The organism is Aquamicrobium soli (assembly GCF_042646345.1).
Classification (GTDB): domain Bacteria; phylum Pseudomonadota; class Alphaproteobacteria; order Rhizobiales; family Rhizobiaceae; genus Mesorhizobium; species Mesorhizobium soli_A.
This window is the reverse complement of the sequence record NZ_JBHRTK010000028.1, coordinates 16,515-36,807: the sequence shown is the minus strand read 5'-3', so window position 1 is coordinate 36,807 and position 20,293 is coordinate 16,515. Positions and strand designations below refer to the sequence as shown.

At 65.2% G+C, this 20,293-nt stretch carries 20 protein-coding genes; 12 read left to right on the top strand and 8 right to left on the bottom strand.

What is annotated here, in order from left to right:
- Nucleotide 1: 1 nt before the first annotated feature.
- Both tldD and ACFOHJ_RS20590 read right to left on the bottom strand, forming a co-directional pair.
- Entirely contained in the window at nt 2-1,414 is a 1,413-nt protein-coding gene (tldD, locus tag ACFOHJ_RS20595; protein ID WP_378224176.1) for a metalloprotease TldD, read from the bottom strand.
- Between the two features lie 86 nt (nt 1,415-1,500).
- Nucleotides 1,501-2,016 carry an invasion associated locus B family protein gene (locus ACFOHJ_RS20590; protein ID WP_378224173.1) on the bottom strand — a complete coding sequence of 172 codons (516 nt, stop codon included), beginning with the start codon at nt 2,014-2,016 and terminating at the stop codon, nt 1,501-1,503.
- A gap of 358 nt (nt 2,017-2,374) precedes the next feature.
- On the opposite strand from ACFOHJ_RS20590, the gene coxB reads away from it, so the two are divergent.
- From coxB to rnhA, 11 genes are all read left to right on the top strand, one after another.
- On the top strand, nt 2,375-3,235 hold the full coding sequence (gene coxB / locus ACFOHJ_RS20585) for a cytochrome c oxidase subunit II (protein ID WP_378224171.1): 861 nt from the start codon (nt 2,375-2,377) through the stop codon (nt 3,233-3,235).
- A gap of 38 nt (nt 3,236-3,273) precedes the next feature.
- Entirely contained in the window at nt 3,274-4,926 is a 1,653-nt protein-coding gene (gene ctaD, locus ACFOHJ_RS20580) for a cytochrome c oxidase subunit I (RefSeq protein WP_378224168.1), read from the top strand.
- A 77-nt stretch (nt 4,927-5,003) separates the two neighbouring features.
- Entirely contained in the window at nt 5,004-5,948 is a 945-nt protein-coding gene (locus tag ACFOHJ_RS20575; protein ID WP_378224167.1) for a heme o synthase, read from the top strand.
- Between the two features lie 20 nt (nt 5,949-5,968).
- A complete protein-coding gene (locus ACFOHJ_RS20570; RefSeq protein WP_378224166.1) occupies nt 5,969-6,097 on the top strand; it encodes a hypothetical protein in 129 nt (42 codons plus the stop codon).
- Nucleotides 6,098-6,108: 11 nt separating this feature from the next.
- Nucleotides 6,109-6,735, top strand: a complete 627-nt coding sequence (locus ACFOHJ_RS20565; RefSeq protein ID WP_378224164.1) for a cytochrome c oxidase assembly protein — start codon at nt 6,109-6,111, stop codon at nt 6,733-6,735.
- A 1-nt stretch (nt 6,736) separates the two neighbouring features.
- On the top strand, nt 6,737-7,615 hold the full coding sequence (locus ACFOHJ_RS20560; protein WP_378224161.1) for a cytochrome c oxidase subunit 3: 879 nt from the start codon (nt 6,737-6,739) through the stop codon (nt 7,613-7,615).
- A 91-nt stretch (nt 7,616-7,706) separates the two neighbouring features.
- Nucleotides 7,707-8,093 carry a DUF983 domain-containing protein gene (locus ACFOHJ_RS20555; protein WP_378224159.1) on the top strand — a complete coding sequence of 129 codons (387 nt, stop codon included), beginning with the start codon at nt 7,707-7,709 and terminating at the stop codon, nt 8,091-8,093.
- On the top strand, nt 8,090-8,878 hold the full coding sequence (locus tag ACFOHJ_RS20550) for an SURF1 family protein (RefSeq protein WP_378224157.1): 789 nt from the start codon (nt 8,090-8,092) through the stop codon (nt 8,876-8,878). The genes ACFOHJ_RS20555 and ACFOHJ_RS20550 overlap by 4 nt, the downstream gene beginning before the upstream one ends.
- A gap of 290 nt (nt 8,879-9,168) precedes the next feature.
- Nucleotides 9,169-10,173, top strand: a complete 1,005-nt coding sequence (ispH, locus tag ACFOHJ_RS20545; protein WP_378224156.1) for a 4-hydroxy-3-methylbut-2-enyl diphosphate reductase — start codon at nt 9,169-9,171, stop codon at nt 10,171-10,173.
- On the top strand, nt 10,173-11,156 hold the full coding sequence (locus ACFOHJ_RS20540; protein ID WP_378224153.1) for a homoserine kinase: 984 nt from the start codon (nt 10,173-10,175) through the stop codon (nt 11,154-11,156). The genes ispH and ACFOHJ_RS20540 overlap by 1 nt, the downstream gene beginning before the upstream one ends.
- A complete protein-coding gene (rnhA, locus tag ACFOHJ_RS20535; RefSeq protein ID WP_378224152.1) occupies nt 11,153-11,692 on the top strand; it encodes a ribonuclease HI in 540 nt (179 codons plus the stop codon). Before ACFOHJ_RS20540 ends, rnhA begins: the two co-directional genes overlap by 4 nt.
- A 16-nt stretch (nt 11,693-11,708) precedes the next feature.
- On the opposite strand, the gene ACFOHJ_RS20530 is transcribed toward rnhA, so the two are convergent.
- Nucleotides 11,709-12,194 carry a peroxiredoxin gene (locus tag ACFOHJ_RS20530; RefSeq protein WP_378224150.1) on the bottom strand — a complete coding sequence of 162 codons (486 nt, stop codon included), beginning with the start codon at nt 12,192-12,194 and terminating at the stop codon, nt 11,709-11,711.
- Between the two features lie 78 nt (nt 12,195-12,272).
- Nucleotides 12,273-13,079, bottom strand: a complete 807-nt coding sequence (locus tag ACFOHJ_RS20525; protein WP_378224148.1) for a protein-disulfide reductase DsbD domain-containing protein — start codon at nt 13,077-13,079, stop codon at nt 12,273-12,275.
- Between the two features lie 193 nt (nt 13,080-13,272).
- On the opposite strand from ACFOHJ_RS20525, the gene ACFOHJ_RS20520 reads away from it, so the two are divergent.
- Entirely contained in the window at nt 13,273-13,881 is a 609-nt protein-coding gene (locus tag ACFOHJ_RS20520) for a YqgE/AlgH family protein (RefSeq protein WP_378224147.1), read from the top strand.
- Between the two features lie 151 nt (nt 13,882-14,032).
- On the opposite strand, the gene ACFOHJ_RS20515 is transcribed toward ACFOHJ_RS20520, so the two are convergent.
- From ACFOHJ_RS20515 to thrC, 4 genes are read right to left on the bottom strand one after another with little or no spacing between them, the layout of a single operon-like run.
- Nucleotides 14,033-16,894 (bottom strand): EAL domain-containing protein, encoded by a 2,862-nt coding sequence (locus ACFOHJ_RS20515; RefSeq protein WP_378224144.1) that lies wholly within the window; start codon nt 16,892-16,894, stop codon nt 14,033-14,035.
- 29 nt (nt 16,895-16,923) lie between these two features.
- Entirely contained in the window at nt 16,924-17,520 is a 597-nt protein-coding gene (locus ACFOHJ_RS20510) for a GNAT family N-acetyltransferase (RefSeq protein WP_378224141.1), read from the bottom strand.
- Nucleotides 17,521-17,529: 9 nt separating this feature from the next.
- Nucleotides 17,530-18,822 carry a M16 family metallopeptidase gene (locus ACFOHJ_RS20505; protein ID WP_378224138.1) on the bottom strand — a complete coding sequence of 431 codons (1,293 nt, stop codon included), beginning with the start codon at nt 18,820-18,822 and terminating at the stop codon, nt 17,530-17,532.
- Between the two features lie 14 nt (nt 18,823-18,836).
- Complete coding sequence (gene thrC / locus ACFOHJ_RS20500; protein ID WP_378224137.1) at nt 18,837-20,231, bottom strand: threonine synthase; 1,395 nt, start codon at nt 20,229-20,231, stop codon at nt 18,837-18,839.
- Nucleotides 20,232-20,293: the final 62 nt, after the last annotated feature.

Sequence of the window (20,293 nt, the reverse complement as noted above, 5' to 3'; positions counted from 1 at the left end):
CTCACACCTGCGTGCCGCCCACCGTCATCTGGTTCATCCTGAGATGCGGCTGGCCGACGCCGACCGGCACGCCCTGGCCGGCCTTGCCGCACATGCCGATGCCGGTGTCGAGCTTCATGTCGTTGCCGATCATGGAGACGCGGTGCATGGCGTCCGGGCCGTTGCCGATCAGCATCGCGCCCTTGATCGGCTGCGTCACCTTGCCGTCCTCGATCATGTAGGCCTCGGTGCAGCCGAACACGAACTTGCCGGAGGTGATGTCGACCTGCCCGCCGCCGAAGGAAACGGCGTAAATGCCCTTCTTCACCGAGGCGATGATTTCCTCGGGCGTCTTGTCGCCGCCGGTCATGTAGGTGTTGGTCATGCGCGGCATCGGCTGGTGGGCATAGCCCTGCCGGCGGCCGTTCCCGGTCGCCTTCATGCCCATCAGCCGTGCGTTCTGGCGGTCCTGCATGTAGCCGACCAGCTTGCCGTCCTCGATCAGCACGTTGCGGCCCGACGGCGTGCCCTCGTCGTCGATGGTGAGCGAGCCGCGCCGCTCGGCGATCGTCCCGTCGTCCACCACCGTCACGCCCTTGGCGGCAACCTGCTGGCCCATCAGGCCAGCGAAGGCCGAGGTCTTCTTGCGGTTGAAGTCGCCCTCCAGCCCGTGGCCGACCGCCTCATGCAGCATGACGCCCGGCCAGCCGCTCGAAAGCACGATGTCGAACGTGCCGGCGGGGGTGGGCACGGCCACGAGGTTGACCAGCGCCTGCCGCAGCGCCTCGTCGGCGGCGTGGCGCCAGCTTTCCTCGGTCAGGAACTCGCCGAAGGCCTTGCGCCCGCCCATGCCGTAGGAGCCGCTTTCCTGGCGGTCGCCGTCGCCGACGACGACGGAAACATTGACCCTCACCAGCGGGCGCACGTCGCGCGCCACCTCGCCGTCGGCGCGCAGAATTTCCACCTGCTGCCACGACGAGGCGAGCGAGGCGGTGACCTGCCGCACGCGCGGATCGGCGCTTCGCAGATAGGCGTCGATCTCCTGCAGCAATTTGGCCTTGGCCTCGAAGGAGGGCGAGGGGATCGGGTTCTCGTCGCCGTAAAGATGCCGGTTGGTGCGCGCTGGCGCCGCCGCCAGCGTGCCGGAATAGCCGCCCTTCACCGCCGAGACGGCGTCGCTGGCGCGCAGCAGTGCGGCCTCGGAAAGCTCGCTCGAATGGGCGTAGCCGCTGGCCTCCCCGGCCACCGCGCGCAGGCCGAAGCCCTGGTCGGTGTTGAAATTCGCGGTCTTGAGCTTGCCGTTGTCGAACATCAGCGCTTCGCTCTGGCTGATTTCGAGGAAAAGCTCGCCGTCGTCGGCGCCCTGGATGGTGTCGGCGACGATCCGCTTGATGCGATCTTCGGAGATGTCGAATTGGCCGATCAGGCTCGTCATGGCGCGTCTCGCTTCAGCAAAGGCAATGCCCGGATGTAGGCGCGCCACGGCGTTTCGGCAATGCTGGGCAGGCCAGGACCCGCGTTTCAGGGCAGGGCGGCGAAGCCGTCGGCAAAGCCCTGCAGGTCGACGGGGATGCCGATGCCCTCTTCGGGCGTCTGGAAGACGATGAAGGTGGCGGCCTTGCCGTTCTTCAGCGTTTCGAGCAGCGGCTTTTCGAGAATGACCTCGGCATAGCAGCCGTCCTGGAAGCAGCGCACGAAATAGGCCCGGCCAATGTCCTTGCCGTCGACGTTGAGGCCGAGGCCGTTGGGCAACAGCACGCCGAGCGGCGCCAGCACGCGCAGGATCTCGGCCTTGTTGTCGGCGGTGCGCAGCACGACCACCGAAAGCCCCATTTCCGGGCGGTCCTCGGCGACGACGTTCTGCATCATCACGCATTGCTCGGAGGTGGCGCCGGCCGGCGTGTCGCAGATGATCGACCACGCGCCGTGCGTCGATTTCACCGTTCCGCTCGGCTGGGCGGCGAAAGCCTGCGCGACACAGAGCGAGGCGGCGAGGAAAACGCCCTTCGCCAAGGTTCTCGAAAGCCAAGGGTTCATGACGGCTCCATTCCCGAATCACGGCACTTTAAGCCGCGTCATGCCCGAGGAAAAGCACGAGCCCCCGGTCAATTGGGGCAGACTGCGGCAATAATACGTTTTTCACATCGATTCTGGCCGATCCGTCGCCAAACACGGCCTCGTCTGGCGGTCGAAGGGCCGGATTTTACCGCATCCGCCTCGCGCGCGAAGGGGCTTTGTCCGCTCGCGCGCGCAAAAATGCCGCACGGATGGCGGCCCTCCTTCCTTGCGGTAGGGAATAGAGTATGGTTTGAACCGGATATCGCAGTGTACGGGATTCTCGTCCCGGCGCTGTTTCAGTTGCTTGCGGTTGATCGCGGGGGAAATGATGAGAGCGATGAAGACATTTCTTGCGGGCATTGGTGCCTCGCTTTTTGCGACGGTCGCCGCTCATGCGGCTCAGCCCTCTCCCTGGGAGATGAATTTCCAGCCGGCCGGCTCCGACATCATGCGGCAGATCACCTGGTTCGAGCACTACACCTTGTGGTTCATCGTTCCGATCACGCTGCTGGTGCTGGTTCTGCTGGCCTATTCGATCGTCAGGTTCCGGGCGAGCGCCAACCCGGTCGCTTCGCGCACCAGCCACAATACGCTGATCGAGGTGATCTGGACGGTCGGGCCGGTCCTGATCCTGCTCTGCATCGCCATTCCCTCCTTCCAGCTCCTGACCGCCCAGTATTCGCCGCCCGAGGAAGCCAAGCTCACCGTCAAGGCGACCGGCAACCAGTGGAACTGGGACTATGAGTACCAGGTCGACCAGCCGCTTTCGTTCAACTCCGCGATGATGGACGAGGGCGATCGCGCCAAGCTCGGCAAGGAAGACAAGCAGGCCTATCCGCGCCTGCTGGCCGTCGACCATGAAATGGTGGTGCCGGTGAACACGATGGTTCGCGTGCTGGTGACGGCGAGCGACGTCATCCACTCGTTCGCGATGCCGTCCTTCGGCATCAAGACGGACGCCGTCCCCGGCCGTACCAACGAGACTTGGTTCAAGGCCGAGAAGGAAGGCCTCTACTATGGCCAGTGCTCCGAACTGTGCGGCCAGAACCACGCTTTCATGCCGATCGCCATCCGCGTCGTGTCCGAGGCCCAGTACGGCACCTGGCTCGAGGCAGCCAGGACGGACGTCGACAAGGCCGACAAGGACCTGATGGCCGAAATCGAACAATCGAACAAGCTAGCATCCGCCGGTAACTGACTCCGCGGCCGATCAACGACCAGTAAACGGAACCAACCATGGCAAATGCCGCAACGCACGACGACCACTCCCGTTCCCCGTATCGGGGCTGGGTCCGCTGGGTCTACTCGACCAACCACAAGGACATCGGGACGCTCTACCTCATCTTCGCCATCATTGCGGGCGTGATCGGTGGCGGCATGTCCGTCATGATGCGCATGGAACTCGCCGAGCCCGGCGTGCAGATCTTCACCGGCCTAGCGCAGATGGTCTACGGCATGGAAGGCAACGCCGCCGTCGACGGTGGCCGCAGCATGTACAATGCCTTCACCACCATGCACGCCCTGATCATGATCTTCTTCATGGTCATGCCGGCGCTGATTGGCGGCTTCGCCAACTGGATGCTGCCGATTATGATCGGCGCGCCGGACATGGCGTTCCCGCGCATGAACAACATCTCGTTCTGGCTGCTGCCGCCGGCGCTGTTCCTGCTGCTGCTCTCGCTCTTCATTCCGAGCGGCCCTGGCTCCTTCGGCATCGGGGGTGGCTGGACGATGTATCCGCCGTTCTCGACGACGGGCCAGCCGGGTCCGGCCAACGACTTGGCGATCCTGTCGCTGCATATCGCCGGCGCTTCCTCGATCCTGGGCGCGATCAACTTCATCACCACCATCTTCAACATGCGCGCACCTGGCATGACGCTTCACAAGATGCCGCTGTTCGCCTGGTCGGTGCTGATCACCGCTTTCCTGCTGCTGTTGTCGCTGCCGGTCCTGGCGGGTGGCATCACCATGCTCCTGACCGACCGCAATTTCGGCACCACCTTCTTCTCGCCTGACGGCGGCGGCGACCCGATCCTCTACCAGCACCTGTTCTGGTTCTTCGGGCATCCGGAAGTGTACATCCTGATCCTGCCGGCCTTCGGCATCGTCAGCCACATCATCTCGACCTTCTCCAAGAAGCCGATCTTCGGCTATCTCGGCATGGCCTATGCGATGGTGGCGATCGGAGCTGTCGGCTTCGTGGTCTGGGCGCACCATATGTTCACGTCCGGTATCTCGCTCGACGCGCAGCGCTACTTCACCTTCGCCACGATGGTCATCGCGGTGCCGACCGGGGTCAAGATCTTCTCCTGGATCGCGACCATGTGGGGTGGCTCGATCACCTTCCGTGCGCCGATGCTGTGGGCGATCGCCTTCATCTTCCTGTTCACCGTGGGCGGCGTCACCGGCGTCCAGCTTGCCAACGCCGGTTTCGACCGCGCGGTTCACGACACCTACTACGTGGTGGCGCACTTCCACTACGTGATGTCGCTCGGCTCGGTGTTCGCGATCTTCGCCGGCTGGTACTACTGGTTCCCGAAGATGTCGGGCTACATGTACTCGCCGCTGATCGCGCGGGCGCACTTCTGGGTGACGTTCATCGGCGTCAACCTGATCTTCTTCCCGCAGCACTTCCTCGGCCTGTCGGGCATGCCGCGCCGCTACATCGACTATCCGGACGCGTTCGCGGGCTGGAACCTGGTGTCGTCCTACGGCTCCTACATCTCGGCTCTGGGCGTGCTGATCTTCCTCGTCGGCGTGGTCGAGGCCTTCGCCAAGAAGCGCATCGCCGGCGCCAATCCGTGGGGCGAGGGTGCGACCACGCTGGAGTGGCAGCTGTCTTCGCCGCCGCCCTACCACCAGTGGGAGCAGCTGCCGCGCGTCAAGTAAGGCAGCAGGAGATTCGGAACCGCCGGCATATGCCGGCGGTTCCGGAAACTGAACGGTTGGAGTTGTAAGTAGTAGGCATGGCCCTGATCGACGATACGCAGATTGACAATGCCGCTTTGTGCATGTCGGAAGCGACGGCGGGCGATTATTTCGCCCTGCTGAAGCCCCGCGTCATGTCGCTGGTGGTATTCACCGCTTTCGTCGGCCTTGTCGCGGCTCCCGTCGCCATCAACCCGCTGCTGGCCGTCATCGCGATCCTGTCGATCGCCATCGGCGCGGGCGCCTCCGGCGCGCTCAACATGTGGTACGACGCCGACATCGACAAGGTGATGACGCGCACCGCCAGCCGTCCCATCCCGGCGGGCCGCGTGCGCCCCGGCGAGGCGCTGACGTTCGGGCTGATCCTGTCGGCGCTGTCGGTGATGACGCTCGGCGTCCTCGTCAACTGGCTGTCGGCGGGCCTGCTCGCCTTCACCATCTTCTTCTACGCCGTCATCTACACAATCTGGCTGAAGCGGTGGACGCCGCAGAACATCGTCATCGGCGGTGCGGCCGGCGCCTTCCCGCCGGTGATCGGCTGGGCCGCGGTGACCGGTTCGGTCAGCTTCGAAAGCGTCGTCCTGTTCCTCATCATCTTCCTGTGGACGCCGCCGCATTTCTGGGCGCTGGCGCTGTTCAAGGCGCAGGACTACGCCCGCGTCGGCGTTCCGATGATGCCGAACGTCGCCGGCGAGGCCTCGACCAAGCGCCAGATCTTCGTCTACGCGCTGCTGCTCGCGCCGGTGGCGGTCCTCCCCACCTTCCTCGGCTATGCCGGGGTGGCTTACGGCATCGTCGCGGCGCTGCTTGGCATCGGCTTCGTCTGGTATTCCTGGGCGGTGCTGCGGATGCCGGAAAGCGACCGCGCCATGAAGCCGGCCAAGGCGCTGTTCGGCTATTCGCTGCTCTATCTTTTCGTCATCTTCGCCGCCTATCTCGCCGACAGCGTGTTTGAACGCGTGCTTGTCCTGAGCGGTTCCTGATCATGGATGAGGAACACAAGATGGAAACGGTAAAGCTGACGCCCAAGCAGGAAAAGGCCCGCAACAGCCGTTCGCTGGCGATCGGGCTGGCGCTTGCCCTGCTGGTGGTGATTTTCTACGTCGCAACCATCGTCAAGTTCATCGGGTAACGGAGATGACGATGAATGAGGATAAAAGCACTGCTGCCGGCAAGGGCATCTCGAACCGGGTCATTCTCGGCGTTTGCGTGGCGTTCTTCTGCGGCATGATCGGCGTGTCCTATGCCGCGGTGCCGCTCTACCGCGTGTTCTGCCAGGTCACCGGCTACGGCGGCACCACGCAGCGCGCCACGCAATATGCGGACCGGGTGCTGGACCAGGAGGTCACCATCCGCTTCGACACCAACACGGCGGGGATTCCGTGGACGTTCGAGCCGGTAAAGCGCTCGATGACGATCAAGATCGGCGAGACGGCGCAGGCGCATTTCACCGCGACCAACACGGCCGACAAGCCGGTCACCGGCCGCGCCACGTTCAACGTCACGCCGGATATCGCCGGTTCCTATTTCAACAAGGTGGAGTGCTTCTGCTTCACCGATACGACGCTCCAGCCCGGCGAGACGCTGGACATGCCGGTCGTTTTCTATGTCGATCCCGACATCGTCAACGAAGCGCAGGCAAAGAATATCAAGACGATCACGCTGTCCTATACGATGTTCCCGGAGGAAGAGAAGCCGGTGGCATCGGCTCCGGCCAAGGACCAGGACGGCAAGGCAATTTCGGGTACCCAGGAAAGCTTCGGGGGTTGACATGTCAGACGCGCACGCAAAACCGCAACACGACTACCACATTATCGATCCAAGCCCCTGGCCGTTCATAGGCTCGATCGGCGCCCTGGTGATGGCGTTCGGCGGCGTCTGCTGGATGCAGTACCTGAAGGGCAACGAATTCCACATTCTCGGCATGAACGTCGCGACGCCGTGGATTTTTTTCGTCGGCCTGCTGATCGTGCTCTACACCATGTTCTCCTGGTGGTCGGACACGATCAAGGAAGCGCATGAAGGCCACCACACGCGCGTCGTGGCGCTGCATCTGCGCTATGGCATGATCATGTTCATCGCCTCCGAGGTGATGTTCTTCGTGGCGTGGTTCTGGGCCTTCTTCGATGCCAGCCTGTTCCCGGCCGAATCCGAGCAGTACGCCCGCGCCGCCTTCACCGGCGGGGTGTGGCCGCCCAAGGGCATGGAAGTGCTCGATCCCTTCCACCTGCCGCTCTACAACACCATCATCCTGCTGCTCTCGGGCACCACGGTCACCTGGGCGCACCATTCGCTGCTGACGGGCGACCGCAAGGGCCTGGTCAACGGGCTTGCGCTCACCGTCGGGCTCGGCGTCCTGTTCACCTTCGTGCAGGCCTACGAGTACATGCATGCTCCGTTCGCCTTCAAGGACTCGATCTATGGCGCCACCTTCTTCATGGCGACCGGCTTCCACGGCTTCCACGTCTTCATCGGCACCGTGTTCCTGATCGTCTGCCTGATCCGTGCGATGAAGGGCGACTTCACCCCGAAGCAGCATTTCGGCTTCGAGGCAGCTGCCTGGTACTGGCACTTCGTCGACGTGGTGTGGCTCTTCCTGTTCGCGTCGATCTATGTCTGGGCTTCGTCCGGTGCCGTGATCGCGCATTGATCGCTGCCGAAAGGCGCAAGGAAAGGCGGCTGCGGCAACGTGGCCGCCTTATCTTTTGGAGCGGATTTCCGATTTCTGGTAAGAAACTGCGATGAGCGAAGACAAGGCAATCTGGCCGCCGGTCGATCCCGTCCCCGCAGGCCTTCGGGGGCGCTGCCCGCGCTGCGGCGAAGGTCGGCTATTCAGCGGCTTCCTTACCGTCGGCAAAAGCTGCGAGAATTGCGGGCTCGACTATTCCTATGCCGATGCCGGCGATGGGCCGGCGGTGTTCGCCATCCTCATCATCGGCTTCATCATGGTCGGCCTGGCGCTGTGGACGGAGGTCAACCTCAATCCGCCGCTCTGGGTCCACTTCGTCGTCTGGCTGCCGCTTACGGTGGTTCTGGCGCTGACGGCGCTGCGGCTGATCAAGGGCGTGCTGCTGACGCTTCAGTTCGCCCGGCAGGCGGCAGAGGGGCGGCTGGACACCATGCGATGACGAGGCCCGACACCCTGGCCCCCGACACACCGGCGGGTGGGCGCTCCCGGCGCAGCGTCGCCATGGCGCTCGGCTTCGGCCTGGTCGCCTTCGTCATCCTGCTGGGGCTGGGCACCTGGCAGGTGCAGCGCCTGCACTGGAAGGAAGACCTCCTCCACACCATCGACGAGCGCATGCACGCGCCCGCGGTGCCGCTCCCGGAAGCCGAAGCCCGCTTCGCCGCCACCGGCGACGTCGACTACATGCCGGTGACCGTGCGCGGCACCTTCCTGCATGAGGACGAGCGCCACTTCTTCTCGACCTGGGAGGGAGCCTCCGGGTTCGACGTCTATACGCCGCTTCGCCTCGACGACGGCCGCTATCTTCTCGTCAATCGCGGCTTCGTGCCCTACGAACTGAAGGATGCCGCCAAACGGCCGGCCGGACAGGTGACGGGCGAGGTCACGGTGACGGGGCTCGCCCGCAATCCGCTGACGCAAAAGCCGTCGCGGATGATCCCCGACAACGATCCGGCCAAGAACATCTTCTACTGGAAGGATCGCGACGCCATGGCGGCCACCGCCGGCCTGCCCGCCGGCTACCGGCTGGTGCCCTTCCTGCTCGATGCCAACAACGCTCCCAATCCCGACGGGCTTCCGGTCGGCGGCGTCACCCTCATCGACCTGCCCAACAACCACCTGCAATATGCCGTGACCTGGTACGGGCTTGCGGCGGCGCTGGTGGGCGTGCTGCTTGTCTGGCTGCGCCGTCCGGCGAGAACGCAAGGGAACGGGAAACGCGGATGAAGTTCGACCCCACTCCGTCCCGGCTTCGCCGAGCCACCTCTCCCCCGATCGACGGGGGGAGAGGAACAGCGTTGTCCAGGCGTGGCGCTTTTCCTCTCCCCTTTTGAGGGAGAGGTGGTTTGCGAGAGCAAACCGGAGTGGGGGTCCACTGCTCCCAATGCGATTGTTTGCATCAAGTAGGAGGAGCGGGGCGACAGTATCGACCTCGCGCGCCGTCCCGCCCTTGACAGCGGGCAGGTCGGCGGCCCATTTCGAAGCCGACGGTTCTCTGCCAGCGATTGCGATAGAAGATGCTCCAGACCAAACCTCCCCTGACGATCAGCCTGTGCCAGCCGCGCGGCTTCTGCGCCGGCGTCGACCGCGCCATCCAGATCGTCGTGCTGGCGCTGAAGAAATACGGCCGCCCGGTCTATGTCCGCCATGAGATCGTCCACAACCGCTATGTCGTCGAGGGCCTGCAGAACCTCGGCGCGGTGTTCATCGAGGAACTTTCGGAAATCCCACCGGAACACCAGCACTGCCCGGTGGTGTTTTCCGCCCATGGCGTGCCGAAGTCGGTGCCGGCCGATGCAGCCGCCCGCAACCTGTTTTACCTCGACGCCACCTGTCCGCTGGTCTCCAAGGTGCACAAGCAGGCGATGCGCCACCAGCGCCACGGCCGCCATGTTCTGCTGATCGGCCATGCCGGCCACCCGGAGGTGATCGGCACCATGGGCCAGCTGCCGGAAGGGGCGGTGACGCTGATCGAGACCGAGGACGATGCCCGCGCCTTCACGCCGGCCGATCCCGAAGCGCTCGGCTTCGTCACCCAGACCACGCTTTCCGTCGAGGACACCGCCCACGTACTGGAGGCGCTGCAGGAGCGGTTTCCGCTGTTGCAGGCGCCCGCCGCCGAATCGATCTGCTATGCCACCACCAACCGGCAGGAGGCGGTGAAGGAAACGGCCGCCGGCACCGACCTGTTCCTGATCGTCGGCGCCCCCAACTCCTCCAATTCGCGGCGCCTGGTCGAGGTGGCCGAGCGCGCCGGCGCGAAATTGTCGATGCTGGTGCAGCGCGCCGCCGAAATCCCGTGGGAGCGCGTCGGCACCATCGCCACGCTCGGCCTGTCGGCCGGTGCGTCGGCGCCGGAGATCATCGTCGACGAGATCATCGACGCGTTCCGGGCGCGCTTCGACGTTTCCGTCGAACTGGCCGTGACCGCGACCGAGACCGAGGATTTCCCGGTCATGCGCGTGCTGCGGGACGTCGAACTTACCCCCGCCGACATGGCCTTCGTCAACGGAACCGCCTGATGGCCGTCTATACCGATATTTCCGAAGGGGAACTGGCGTCCTTCCTCGATGCCTATTCCATCGGCACCCTGCTTTCCTACAAGGGGATCGCCGAGGGCGTCGAGAACTCCAACTTCCTGCTGCACATGTCGAGCGGCGCCTACATCCTCACGCTTTATGAGAAGCGGGTGAACCCGGACGACCTGCCGTTCTTCATCGGCCTGATGCAGCATCTGAGCGACAAGGGCATCAACTGCCCGCTGCCCGTCCAGCGCAAGGATGGCGGCACGATCGGCGAACTGGCCGGGCGGCCTGCCGCCGTGGTGACCTTCCTCGAAGGCATGTGGATGCGCCGGCCGACGGTGGAGCACTGCCGCGAGGTGGGGGCAGCGCTGGCGGCGATGCACCTTGCCGGGCAGGATTTCCCGCTTCGCCGCCACAACGCCCTCTCGGTGGGCGGATGGCGGCCGCTGTGGGAGCGGGCGGCCGCGCGCGCCGACGAGGTCCAGAAAGGGCTTGCGCGCGAGGTGGAGGCCGATCTGGCGCTGCTGGAGGCCAACTGGCCGACCGACCTGCCGCAAGGCGTCATCCATGCCGACCTGTTCCCTGACAACGTCTTCTTTCTCGGGCAGGAACTGTCGGGGCTGATCGACTTCTATTTCGCCTGCACCGACACCCTGGTCTATGACCTCGCCATCTGCCTCAATGCCTGGTGCTTCGAGAAGGACAATTATTCCTTCAACCTGACCAAGGGCACGGCGCTGCTGTCGGCCTATACGGCGGTGCGGCCGATCTCACCCGCCGAGGCCAGGATGCTGCCGCTGCTCGCGCATGGGGCGGCGCTGCGCTTCATGCTGACACGGCTCTACGACTGGCTGAACACGCCGGCCGGCAGCCTTGTCGTCAAGAAAGACCCGATCGAGTACCTGCGGCGCATGCGCTTCCACCGCCAGATCCGCTCGGCATCGGAATACGGGCTGACCATGGAAGGCGCGCCGGCATGAAACAGGTGGAAATCTTCACGGACGGCGCCTGTTCCGGCAATCCCGGCCCCGGCGGCTGGGGCGCGATCCTGCGCTTCAACGGCGCGACCAGGGAACTGTCCGGCGGCGAGGCCGTCACCACCAACAACCGCATGGAACTGCTGGCGGCGATTTCCGCGCTCGATGCGCTGAAGGAACCCTGCAAGGTCGAGCTTCACACCGACAGCAAATACGTCATGGACGGCATTTCCAAATGGATCCATGGCTGGAAGAAGAACGGCTGGAAGACGGCCGACAAGAAGCCCGTGAAGAACGGCGAGTTGTGGCAGGCGCTCGATGCCGCCAACCGGCGTCACCAGGTTACCTGGAACTGGGTCAAGGGCCACGCCGGCCACGCGGAAAACGAGCGCGCCGACGAACTTGCCCGCGCCGGCATGGCGCCGTTCAAGCGCACGCCGGCACGTCAGGCACCCGCCGCAGGCGGTTCGCAGGGCGGGGAACGCGTGGCGCCGAAGCCGGCGGCGCGCACGCCCCGGCGTTCGACGCAAAGCTACTGAGGCAGCGCTGCCGCGATCAGAGCTGCTCGAGCAGCTTGGCGGCGCTGGATTCGACCGCCTGGCCGGGCTTGTCCTCGATGTTGAGCGCCGTGACCTTGCCGTCTTCGACGATCATCGAATAGCGCTTGGAGCGCAGGCCCATGCCGCCGGCCGAAAGATCGAGGTCTAGGCCGAGCGCCTTGGCGAATTCGCCGCTGCCGTCGGCCAGGTAGAGGATCTTGCCCTCGCCGCCGGTGAAGCGCGCCCACGCGCCCATGACATGGACGTCGTTGACGGAGACCACCGCGATGGTGTCCACGCCGCGCGCTAGGATCGCGTCGCGGTTTTCCAGGTAGCCGGGAAGGTGGTTGTTGCTGCAGGTGGGCGTGAACGCGCCCGGCACGGCGAACAGCACGACCTTCTTGCCCGGGAAGATGTCTGCGGTGCCGATCTCCTTGGCGCCGTCGTCGGTCATGGTCTTGAAAGTCGCCTCGGGCAGCTTGTCGCCTACGGAAATGGTCATGGATATCCTCGCTCGGGTGAATGGGTGAAGATGCGATAGCGAATTAGGGCGCGCCCGGCAATCGGCGAACGGGCTTGTTCAGGGATAAGGCAGCAGTCCCTGGACGGCGCCCGTTTCGCCGGTCAGTGTATAGGGCAGGCCCGCGCCAGTCGGCGGGGCGGCGGGCCGGTCGAGGACGGGAATGCGGAACGTGATCTTGCCGCCGCTTTCCTCGCGGCTGGGCGGACCGAACATAAAGCCGTTTTCCCCGGCGACGAAGAGATCGACGGCGGAAGCCTTGCCCGGTGCGGTCGCTTCCACCACCAGCGCTTCATGGCTGCCCGGCAGGGCTTTTGCCCCAAAATCCGCCTTTGCCTCGGCGGGCAGGGCCGAAAACCCGGCCTGGACCAGTGCTGCGTCGCCGGCGTCGTTAGGCGCGGAGGACGGGTCGAGCTTCAGCGACGCCTGCACCGGAATGCAGATCGTCTCGCACATGCCGAGAAAGACGTTGGCGTCGATCACGGCAGGGCTGCCGGGCGTTGCCAGCGTGAACACGACCGGCAGCGACACCGGATGATCGTAGCCGGCCCATCCGCCGTAGCCGTCCTCGTGGCGGCGGGGCGGGGGGAAGGAGAGGGCGGCCTGGCTGATATTGGTGCTGGCCGAGACGTCGAGTTGCGGGGGAACGCCGCTGTCGCCGGGGTCGCGCCAGTAGGTTTTCCAGCCCGGTTTCAGCGCGACCTCGAGCACGCCTTCGAGGCGGCCGGCGGAGTCCGGTTGGCCGCTGGTGACGAGCCGGATGCGCCCGCCCTCGCTGTCGTGCCAGGCGGAGGAGGCAGCAGAGGCGCAAAGCGTGGCGGCCAGCGTGGCGGCGGCCGCGAGGCCGAAGGTTGTCAGGATGCGCATGGCAACGATTTGCCCGCGCCGGCGCGGCGAAGCAACCGCCGAGGCCGCGAAATCTCATCATATTTGTGTGACGTGCGGGGCTGGGGCGAGGCAGCCCGGCGGCGCTTTCGGTGACGGGTTCGGCCGGCGCGGTGCCGGAATATCAACGAAAGTCGTCTTTCAAGCTATCCGGAAACGCGTTAGGCTACCTGTTATGGATCTGTTACGCGACAAGAGCACCAACGGTCGGGGCGGGTTCCTCGACGACCAGTTCCTGATTGCCATGCCCGGTATGAAGGACGATCGCTTCGCGCGCGCCGTCATCTATGTCTGCGCCCACAGCGACGAGGGCGCGATGGGCCTGATCGTCAACCAGGCCCAGCAGATGCTGTTCCCCGACCTGCTCGTGCAACTCGGCATACTGGACGAACAGGAAGCGATCCGGCTGCCGCCACCGGCGCGCGATTTCGTCGTGCGCAACGGCGGCCCGGTCGACCGCAGCCGCGGCTTCGTCCTGCATTCGGGCGACTACCGGGTGGAATCCTCGCTCGTCGTCTCCAACGACATCTGCCTGACGGCAACCGTCGATATTCTGCGCGCCATTTCCAGCGGCAATGGTCCGCGCCAGGCGCTGATGGCGCTGGGCTACGCTGGCTGGGCGGCCGGCCAACTGGAAAACGAGATCGCCGAAAACGGCTGGCTGACCTGCCCGGCCACGCCCGAACTGCTGTTCGATGCCGACATCGACCACCAGTACGACAAGGCGCTGGCCTCGATCGGCATCGACCTCGCCCACTTGAGCGGCACCGCCGGCCACGCGTGAGGTAAGGGAGTAAGGGAGTAAGGGAGTAAGGGAGTAAGGGAGTAAGGGAGTAAGGGAGTAAGGGAGTAAGGGACCATGTTTCCCTTGCGGGCGGCCGAAGGGGCGTTCTTTAAACTCCCCTACTCCCCTACTCCCCTACTCCCCTACTCCCCTAACTCACGCCCAGCGGATACTGCTCCTTCAGCAGTTTCAGCACCATGTCGCCGTCGATGGGCGGGCCGAACATAAAGCTCTGCACGTATTCGCAGCCCATCTGGCGCAGTTCCAGCGCGTCGCTTTCGTCCGAAATCCCTTCCGCCACCACCGACAGGCCGAGTTCGTGCGCCATGTTGACCATGGAGCGCAACAGCACCGAGCGCTTGGGCGTCGTGTCGTCGACGAAACTCTTGTCGATCTTGATCGTGTCGAAGGGGAAGCGGGTCAGGTAGGAGAGCGAGGAATAGCCGGTGCCGAAATCGTCGAGCGAGAGGCCGACGCCGAGGTGCTTGAGCTTGTTGAGCACATGCACGGCCTGCTCGGGATTGTCCATCACCAGCGATTCGGTGAGTTCGAGCCGGAAGCAGCGCGGCTTCAGGTTGGCGCGCGAAATGACCGAACGCACGTCGCTGACCAGGTCGCGGCGGATGAGATGGCGGCTGGAGAGATTGACGGATACCGACAGCGGCGCGTCGCTGATCTGCTTCTGCCAGGAGGCGAGGTCGTCGGCGGCCTTCTGCATGGCGAAAAGGCCGAGTTGCACGATCAGCCCGCAGCTTTCGGCGACGGGGATGAAGTCCGCCGGCGGGATCATGCCGCGACGCGGATTGTCCCAGCGCAGTAATGCCTCGAAGCCGGCGATGCTGTTGTCCTCCAGCCGCACGATCGGCTGGTAGGCGAGGGTAAATTCCTTGCGCTCGACGGCGCGGCGCAGGTCGGATTCGAATTGCAGCCGGTCGGACCCGGCGGTGCGGAAGGCGGGCCGGAACGGCTCGATGCGATCGCCGCCGAAGCGCTTGGCCTGCTGCATGGCAAGCTCGGCGTCCTTGACCATGTTCTCGGCCGAGGTCTGGTCGGCAGTCCAGCTTATCAGGCCGACGGAGGCGGTCAGCACGATCTCGCGCTTGGCGAAGGTGATGGGAGCGTTGATCGCGTGCTTGATGGCGTCGGCGACCGCCGCGATGCGGCCGGGTTCCTGCTCGGACAGGAGCATCAGCGCGAACTGGTCGCCGGCGAAGCGCGAGAGCGAATCCTTCGGCTTGAGCAGGCGGTGAAGGCGCCGCGCGACCGTGAGCAGGATGGTGTCGCCGGCTGAAATGCCCAGCCCGTCATTGACCTGCTTGAAGCGGTCGATGTCGATGACGAACACGGTCGGGCGCACCTTTTCCTCGGTGCGGGCAATCGAGATGATCGCCTCCAGCCGGTTCATCAAAAGTTCGCGGTTGGGCAGGCCGGTCAGGTTGTCGTGCACCGCGTCGTGCAGCAGGCGCTCTTCCGACTTCTTGTGCTCGGTGATGTCGATCAGCGTGCCGACGCAGCGGATGACCTGCCCGTCGGAGCCGACGACCGGGCGCGCGCGCAGGGCGAACCAATGGTAATGGCCGTCGGCGCCGCGCAGGCGCAATTCCTGCGAAATCTTGCCGCGCCGGTGCTCCAGCACGATGTCGAGCGTGGTGCGGAAGGTGTCGCGGTCGTCGGGGTGCAGCACCGGCAGCCAGTTGCGCGCAGGGCCGCCCAGGCTGTTGGGCGCGAGCCCCAGTTCGACGCTGATGTCGGGCCGGGTGACGACGCGGTCGCGCAGCACGTCCCAGTCCCACACCGTGTCGCCGGAGCCGGCCACCGCCATTGCCTGCCGCTCGAGGTCGGAGAACAGGCCCTGGTAGAGCGCGCCGCCGGCGAAGGCGTGCTGCATGACGGTGAAGCCGATCAGGAGGATGATGAGGATGAGGCCGCCGCCGAGCGCCGGCTGGGCGATGTCGTTGTCGAGCATGCCGGTGACCGCCATCCACGAGCCGACCAGCCACAGAAGCACCATCACCCAGCTTGGCACCAGCATGATGGCGCGGTCGTAGCCGCGAATGCCGAGATAGATGATCAGGCCGAGGCCGAGCAGGGCGGTGGCGGCGAAGGAGAGGCGGGCGATGCCGGCGGCGATGGCCGGATCGATGATGGCGACGCCGGCGATCAGCAGCAGGGCCGCGACCCAGGCCAGCGCGCCATAGCTGAAATGGCCGTGCCATCGGTTGAGATTGAGATAGGCGAACAGGAAGACGACGAAGGTGGTGGCCAGTCCGACCTCGGTCGCCGCCCGCCACATCTGCTCGTTTCCGGGCGATATCTCGATGATCTTGTTGAGGAAGCCGAAGTCGATGCAGATATAGGCCAGCACCGCCCAGGCAAGCGCGGCGGTGGCGGGAAACATCGAGGTTCCCTTGACCACGAACAGGATGGTCAGAAACAGCGCCAGGAGGCCGGCGATGCCGATGACGATGCCGCGATAGAGCGTGTAGGAGTTGACCGTGTCCTTGTAGGATTCCGGTTCCCACAGATAGACCTGCGGCAGTTTCGGCGAGGCGAGCTCGGCGATGAAGGTGACGACCGTGCCGGGGTTGAGCGTCACCCGGAACACGTCGGCGTCCGGGCTTGCCTGCCGGTCGAGCGCGAAGCCCTCGCTGGGCGTGATGGCGGCGATGCGGGTCGAGCCGAGGTCCGGCCAGAAGATGCCGGAATTGACGAGGCGGAAATGCGGCGCGACGATCAGCCGATCGAGCTGCTGGTCGGTGGTGTTGGCGAGCGCGAACACCGCCCAGTCGCCGGTGGAGCGCTTGTCGTTGGCCTCGACTTCGATGCGCCGCACGATGCCGTCCGGCCCGGGCGCCGTGGAAACCTGGAAGTTTTCGCCCTGGTTACGGTAGATTTCGACCGCGCCCGACAGGTCGAGCGCGACATCGTCGCGCGCGATCTTGATGGGCTCGATGGCGAAGGCCGCGGTGGCTGCGAGGACGGTGACGATTGCCGCCAGGACAATCGCCAGCAACGATCCTTTTCGCGCGCAATACGTCAAGATCAGTCCTTTGTTCGGGCACTCGGCTCGTCGTCGACGATGCGAGCGTAAAGATAGTGGTCCTGCCAGAAGCCGTTGATCCTGAGATAGGATCGCAGCAGTCCTTCGCGCTGGAATCCGGCTTTTTCAAGCACCCGGATCGAACGCGTGTTGCCGGGAATACAGGCAGCCTCGATCCGGTGCAACCGCAGCGTATCGAAGGCGAAGCGCGAAAGAAGCTTGACGGACTCGGTCATCAGGCCGCGCCCGGCGTAGCGCTCGCCGATCCAGTAACCGATATGGGCGCTCTGCGAAACGCCGTGGCGGATGTTGCCGAGGGTGATGCCGCCGGCAAGCTTGCCGCTCTGGCGCTCGAAAATGAAGAAGGCGATCGCCAGCCCCTGCGCGTAGTCGTCGCGGTAGCGGTGCATGCGGTGGCGCCAGGTGGCGCGGTCGAGTTCCTCCGCCGTCCAGCGCGGCTCCCACGGCTCGAGGAAGGCGCGACTCTCGCCGCGCAGCGTCGACCATTCGCGGAAATCGCCCTGCATGGGCACCCGGAGCGTGACGCGCTCACCCTTCAGTGCCGGGAATTCGCGGCGTAGGAAGGGAAGCGCCAACACGGGCCCGGATCAGACGGCGAATTTGCGGGTGGCGGCCTGCGAACCCGAGACCAGGTCGAGAAGTTCCTCGTAGGGCGCCAGCGTTCCGACCGGGCCGACCGCCGTGAGCGTCGGCCGGGTGGAAAACAGCCGGCCCGACAGGTCGGTCAACCGCGCGACCGTCAACGCGTCGAGCCGCGTCATCAGCTCTTCCTTGGTGACCGGCCGCCCGAACAGGAGCAACTGGCGGGCGATCTGCGAGGCGCGGCTCGCCGGGCTTTCGGCCGACATGATGAGGCCAGCGCGGTACTGCGCACGGGCGCGGTCGAGTTCGTCCTGCCCGATGCTGTCGCCGCATTTCTGCAATTCGGTCATGATGACCGGCAGCAGTTCGCCGAGGCTGGCGTGGCCGGTCGCGGCATGGACGCCGAAGATGCCGGTATCGGAAAAGCCCCAGTGGAAGGCATAGACCGAATAGCACAGGCCGCGCTTCTCGCGCACTTCCTGGAACAGCCGGGACGACATGCCGCCGCCGAGGATCATCGACAGCACCTGCGAGGCGTAGAAGTCGCGCACGTGATAGGCGCGGCCTTCGAAGCCGAGCACGATCTGCGCGTCCATCAGGTCGCGGTTCTCGCGGAAATCGCCGCCGACATATTGCGCATACTGCGGCATGGTGGCGTCGGCGCGGCTGCGGAAGCCGCCCAGCCGCTTTTCGACCTCGCGCACGAAGGCGTCGTGCTCGACGGCACCGGCCGCCACCACCACCATGCGCTCGGCGCCGTACTGGCGCCCGATATAGTCGTGGAGTTGCGTTGAGGTGAAGGATCTCACCGTTTCCGGCGTGCCGAGGATCGAGCGCCCCAGGGTCTGGTGGCGAAAGGCGGTCTCGGTGAAATGGTCGAAAACCACGTCGTCGGGGGTGTCGTGGGCGGCACCGATCTCCTGCAGGATGACATGCTGCTCGCGTTCCAGTTCGTCCGGGTCGAATTCCGATTCCTGCAGGATGTCGGCGAGGATATCGACGGCGAGCGGCATGTCGGCCGCCAGCACGCGCGCAAAGTAGGAAGTCGTCTCGACGCTGGTGGCGGCGTTGATCTCGCCTCCGACGTTCTCGATCTCCGAGGCGATCTCGAAGGCGCTGCGCCGTCGGGTTCCCTTGAACGCCATATGCTCCAGCAGGTGAGCCATGCCGTGCTCTTCGTCGCGCTCGTTGCGGGCGCCGGACTTGATCCACACACCCAGCGCGACGGATTCGATGTTCGGAAGGGTTTCGGTTGCGACTGTCAGGCCGTTCGACAGACGGCTTACCTCTACACCCATAAAGACTAGACTCCCTAACTCGCCGCCCGCGTGTGGCGGCTGACATAATCTTCCAACATTTTGAGGTCGGATGGAAGTACCGTGAATCTTTCTTCTGCGCTCATCAAGCCGCCGAGCCATGCGGGCAGGGCGGGGCGCACCCCGCTTGCGGCCTCGACGGCGGCGGGGAACTTCGCCGGATGGGCGGTGCCGAGCAGGACCATCGGCGTGCCGCCGGCTTGGCCGGCCGCCACATGCACGGCGGTCGCCGTATGCGGATCGAGCAGGTAGCCCCCGGCCGAAAGCGTCGAGCGGATCGTCGCGGCCGTCTCGTCCATGGTGGCGCGGCCGGCGTCGAATTCGGAGCGGATCCTGTCCAGTTCCCCGGCCTCGATGGTGAAGGCCCCGCCCTGCTTCAGCCCGTCCATGTAGCGCCGCACCTGCGCCGGGTTGCGCCCCGATGCCTCGAACAGGAGCCGTTCGAAATTGGACGAAACCTGGATGTCCATGGACGGCGAGGTCGTCTCGACCACGCCCCGGGTCCGGTACTCGCCATCGGCCAGCGTGCGCGCGAGGATGTCGTTGTCGTTGGTGGCGATCACCAGCCGCTCGATCGGTAGGCCCATTTTCTTGGCGGCATAGCCGGCGAAGATGTCGCCGAAATTGCCGGTCGGCACGGTGAACGAGACTGGCCGGTCGGGGCCGCCGAGCGACAGCGCGGAGGAGAAGTAGTAGACGATCTGGGCCATGATGCGCGCCCAGTTGATCGAATTGACGCCGGAGAGCGCGACGCGGTCGCGGAAGGCATGGTTGTTGAACATGCCCTTAACCAGTCCCTGGCAGTCGTCGAAATTGCCCTCGACCGCGAGCGCATGCACGTTGGCGGCGCGCGAGGTGGTCATCTGCCGCTGCTGCACCGGCGAGACCTTGCCGTGCGGGAACAGGATGAAGATGTCGGTGCGCTCGCGCCCGGCAAAGGCGTCGATGGCCGCACCGCCGGTGTCGCCCGAGGTGGCGCCCACGATCGTCGCGCGCTCGCCGCGCTCGGCCAGCACATGGTCCATCAGCCGCGCCAGCAACTGCATGGCGACGTCCTTGAAGGCGAGCGTCGGGCCGTGGAAAAGTTCGAGCACGAAGCGGCCGGTATCCAGTTGCACCAGCGGGCAGACGGCCGGGTGGCGGAAGGTGGCGTAGGCCTCACGAACCAGCCGCTCGAAGACCGGTGCCGCAATTTCCCCGCCGAGGAAGGGAGTGAGCACGCGGATGGCGAGATCGGGATAGGCGAGGCCACGCATGGCGCGGATTTCGGTCGCCGAGAAATGCGGCCACTCGCGCGGAACGTAAAGGCCGCCGTCGCGCGCAAGCCCCGCCATGACGGTGTCGGAAAACCCCAAAACGGGTGCTTCGCCACGGGTACTCACATATTGCATCGCTGGCCGTCCGTTGCTTCGAGGCCTGCCCGGTCGTGGCAAGGCCGTGGATTTATACGCTT

What these genes read in the sequence shown, in the direction of transcription:
- ACFOHJ_RS20570 (WP_378224166.1), top strand. Translation starts at nt 5,969, where the DNA reads ATGGAAACGGTAAAGCTGACGCCCAAGCAGGAAAAGGCCCGCAACAGC.
- ACFOHJ_RS20575 (WP_378224167.1), top strand. Translation starts at nt 5,004, where the DNA reads ATGGCCCTGATCGACGATACGCAGATTGACAATGCCGCTTTGTGCATG.
- ACFOHJ_RS20590 (WP_378224173.1), bottom strand. Translation starts at nt 2,016, where the DNA reads ATGAACCCTTGGCTTTCGAGAACCTTGGCGAAGGGCGTTTTCCTCGCC.
- coxB (WP_378224171.1), top strand. Translation starts at nt 2,375, where the DNA reads ATGAAGACATTTCTTGCGGGCATTGGTGCCTCGCTTTTTGCGACGGTC.
- ACFOHJ_RS20520 (WP_378224147.1), top strand. Translation starts at nt 13,273, where the DNA reads ATGGATCTGTTACGCGACAAGAGCACCAACGGTCGGGGCGGGTTCCTC.
- ACFOHJ_RS20550 (WP_378224157.1), top strand. Translation starts at nt 8,090, where the DNA reads ATGACGAGGCCCGACACCCTGGCCCCCGACACACCGGCGGGTGGGCGC.
- ACFOHJ_RS20505 (WP_378224138.1), bottom strand. Translation starts at nt 18,822, where the DNA reads ATGGGTGTAGAGGTAAGCCGTCTGTCGAACGGCCTGACAGTCGCAACC.
- tldD (WP_378224176.1), bottom strand. Translation starts at nt 1,414, where the DNA reads ATGACGAGCCTGATCGGCCAATTCGACATCTCCGAAGATCGCATCAAG.
- ACFOHJ_RS20530 (WP_378224150.1), bottom strand. Translation starts at nt 12,194, where the DNA reads ATGACCATTTCCGTAGGCGACAAGCTGCCCGAGGCGACTTTCAAGACC.
- ACFOHJ_RS20540 (WP_378224153.1), top strand. Translation starts at nt 10,173, where the DNA reads ATGGCCGTCTATACCGATATTTCCGAAGGGGAACTGGCGTCCTTCCTC.
- ACFOHJ_RS20560 (WP_378224161.1), top strand. Translation starts at nt 6,737, where the DNA reads ATGTCAGACGCGCACGCAAAACCGCAACACGACTACCACATTATCGAT.
- ACFOHJ_RS20565 (WP_378224164.1), top strand. Translation starts at nt 6,109, where the DNA reads ATGAATGAGGATAAAAGCACTGCTGCCGGCAAGGGCATCTCGAACCGG.
- rnhA (WP_378224152.1), top strand. Translation starts at nt 11,153, where the DNA reads ATGAAACAGGTGGAAATCTTCACGGACGGCGCCTGTTCCGGCAATCCC.
- ispH (WP_378224156.1), top strand. Translation starts at nt 9,169, where the DNA reads ATGCTCCAGACCAAACCTCCCCTGACGATCAGCCTGTGCCAGCCGCGC.
- thrC (WP_378224137.1), bottom strand. Translation starts at nt 20,231, where the DNA reads ATGCAATATGTGAGTACCCGTGGCGAAGCACCCGTTTTGGGGTTTTCC.
- ctaD (WP_378224168.1), top strand. Translation starts at nt 3,274, where the DNA reads ATGGCAAATGCCGCAACGCACGACGACCACTCCCGTTCCCCGTATCGG.
- ACFOHJ_RS20555 (WP_378224159.1), top strand. Translation starts at nt 7,707, where the DNA reads ATGAGCGAAGACAAGGCAATCTGGCCGCCGGTCGATCCCGTCCCCGCA.
- ACFOHJ_RS20525 (WP_378224148.1), bottom strand. Translation starts at nt 13,079, where the DNA reads ATGCGCATCCTGACAACCTTCGGCCTCGCGGCCGCCGCCACGCTGGCC.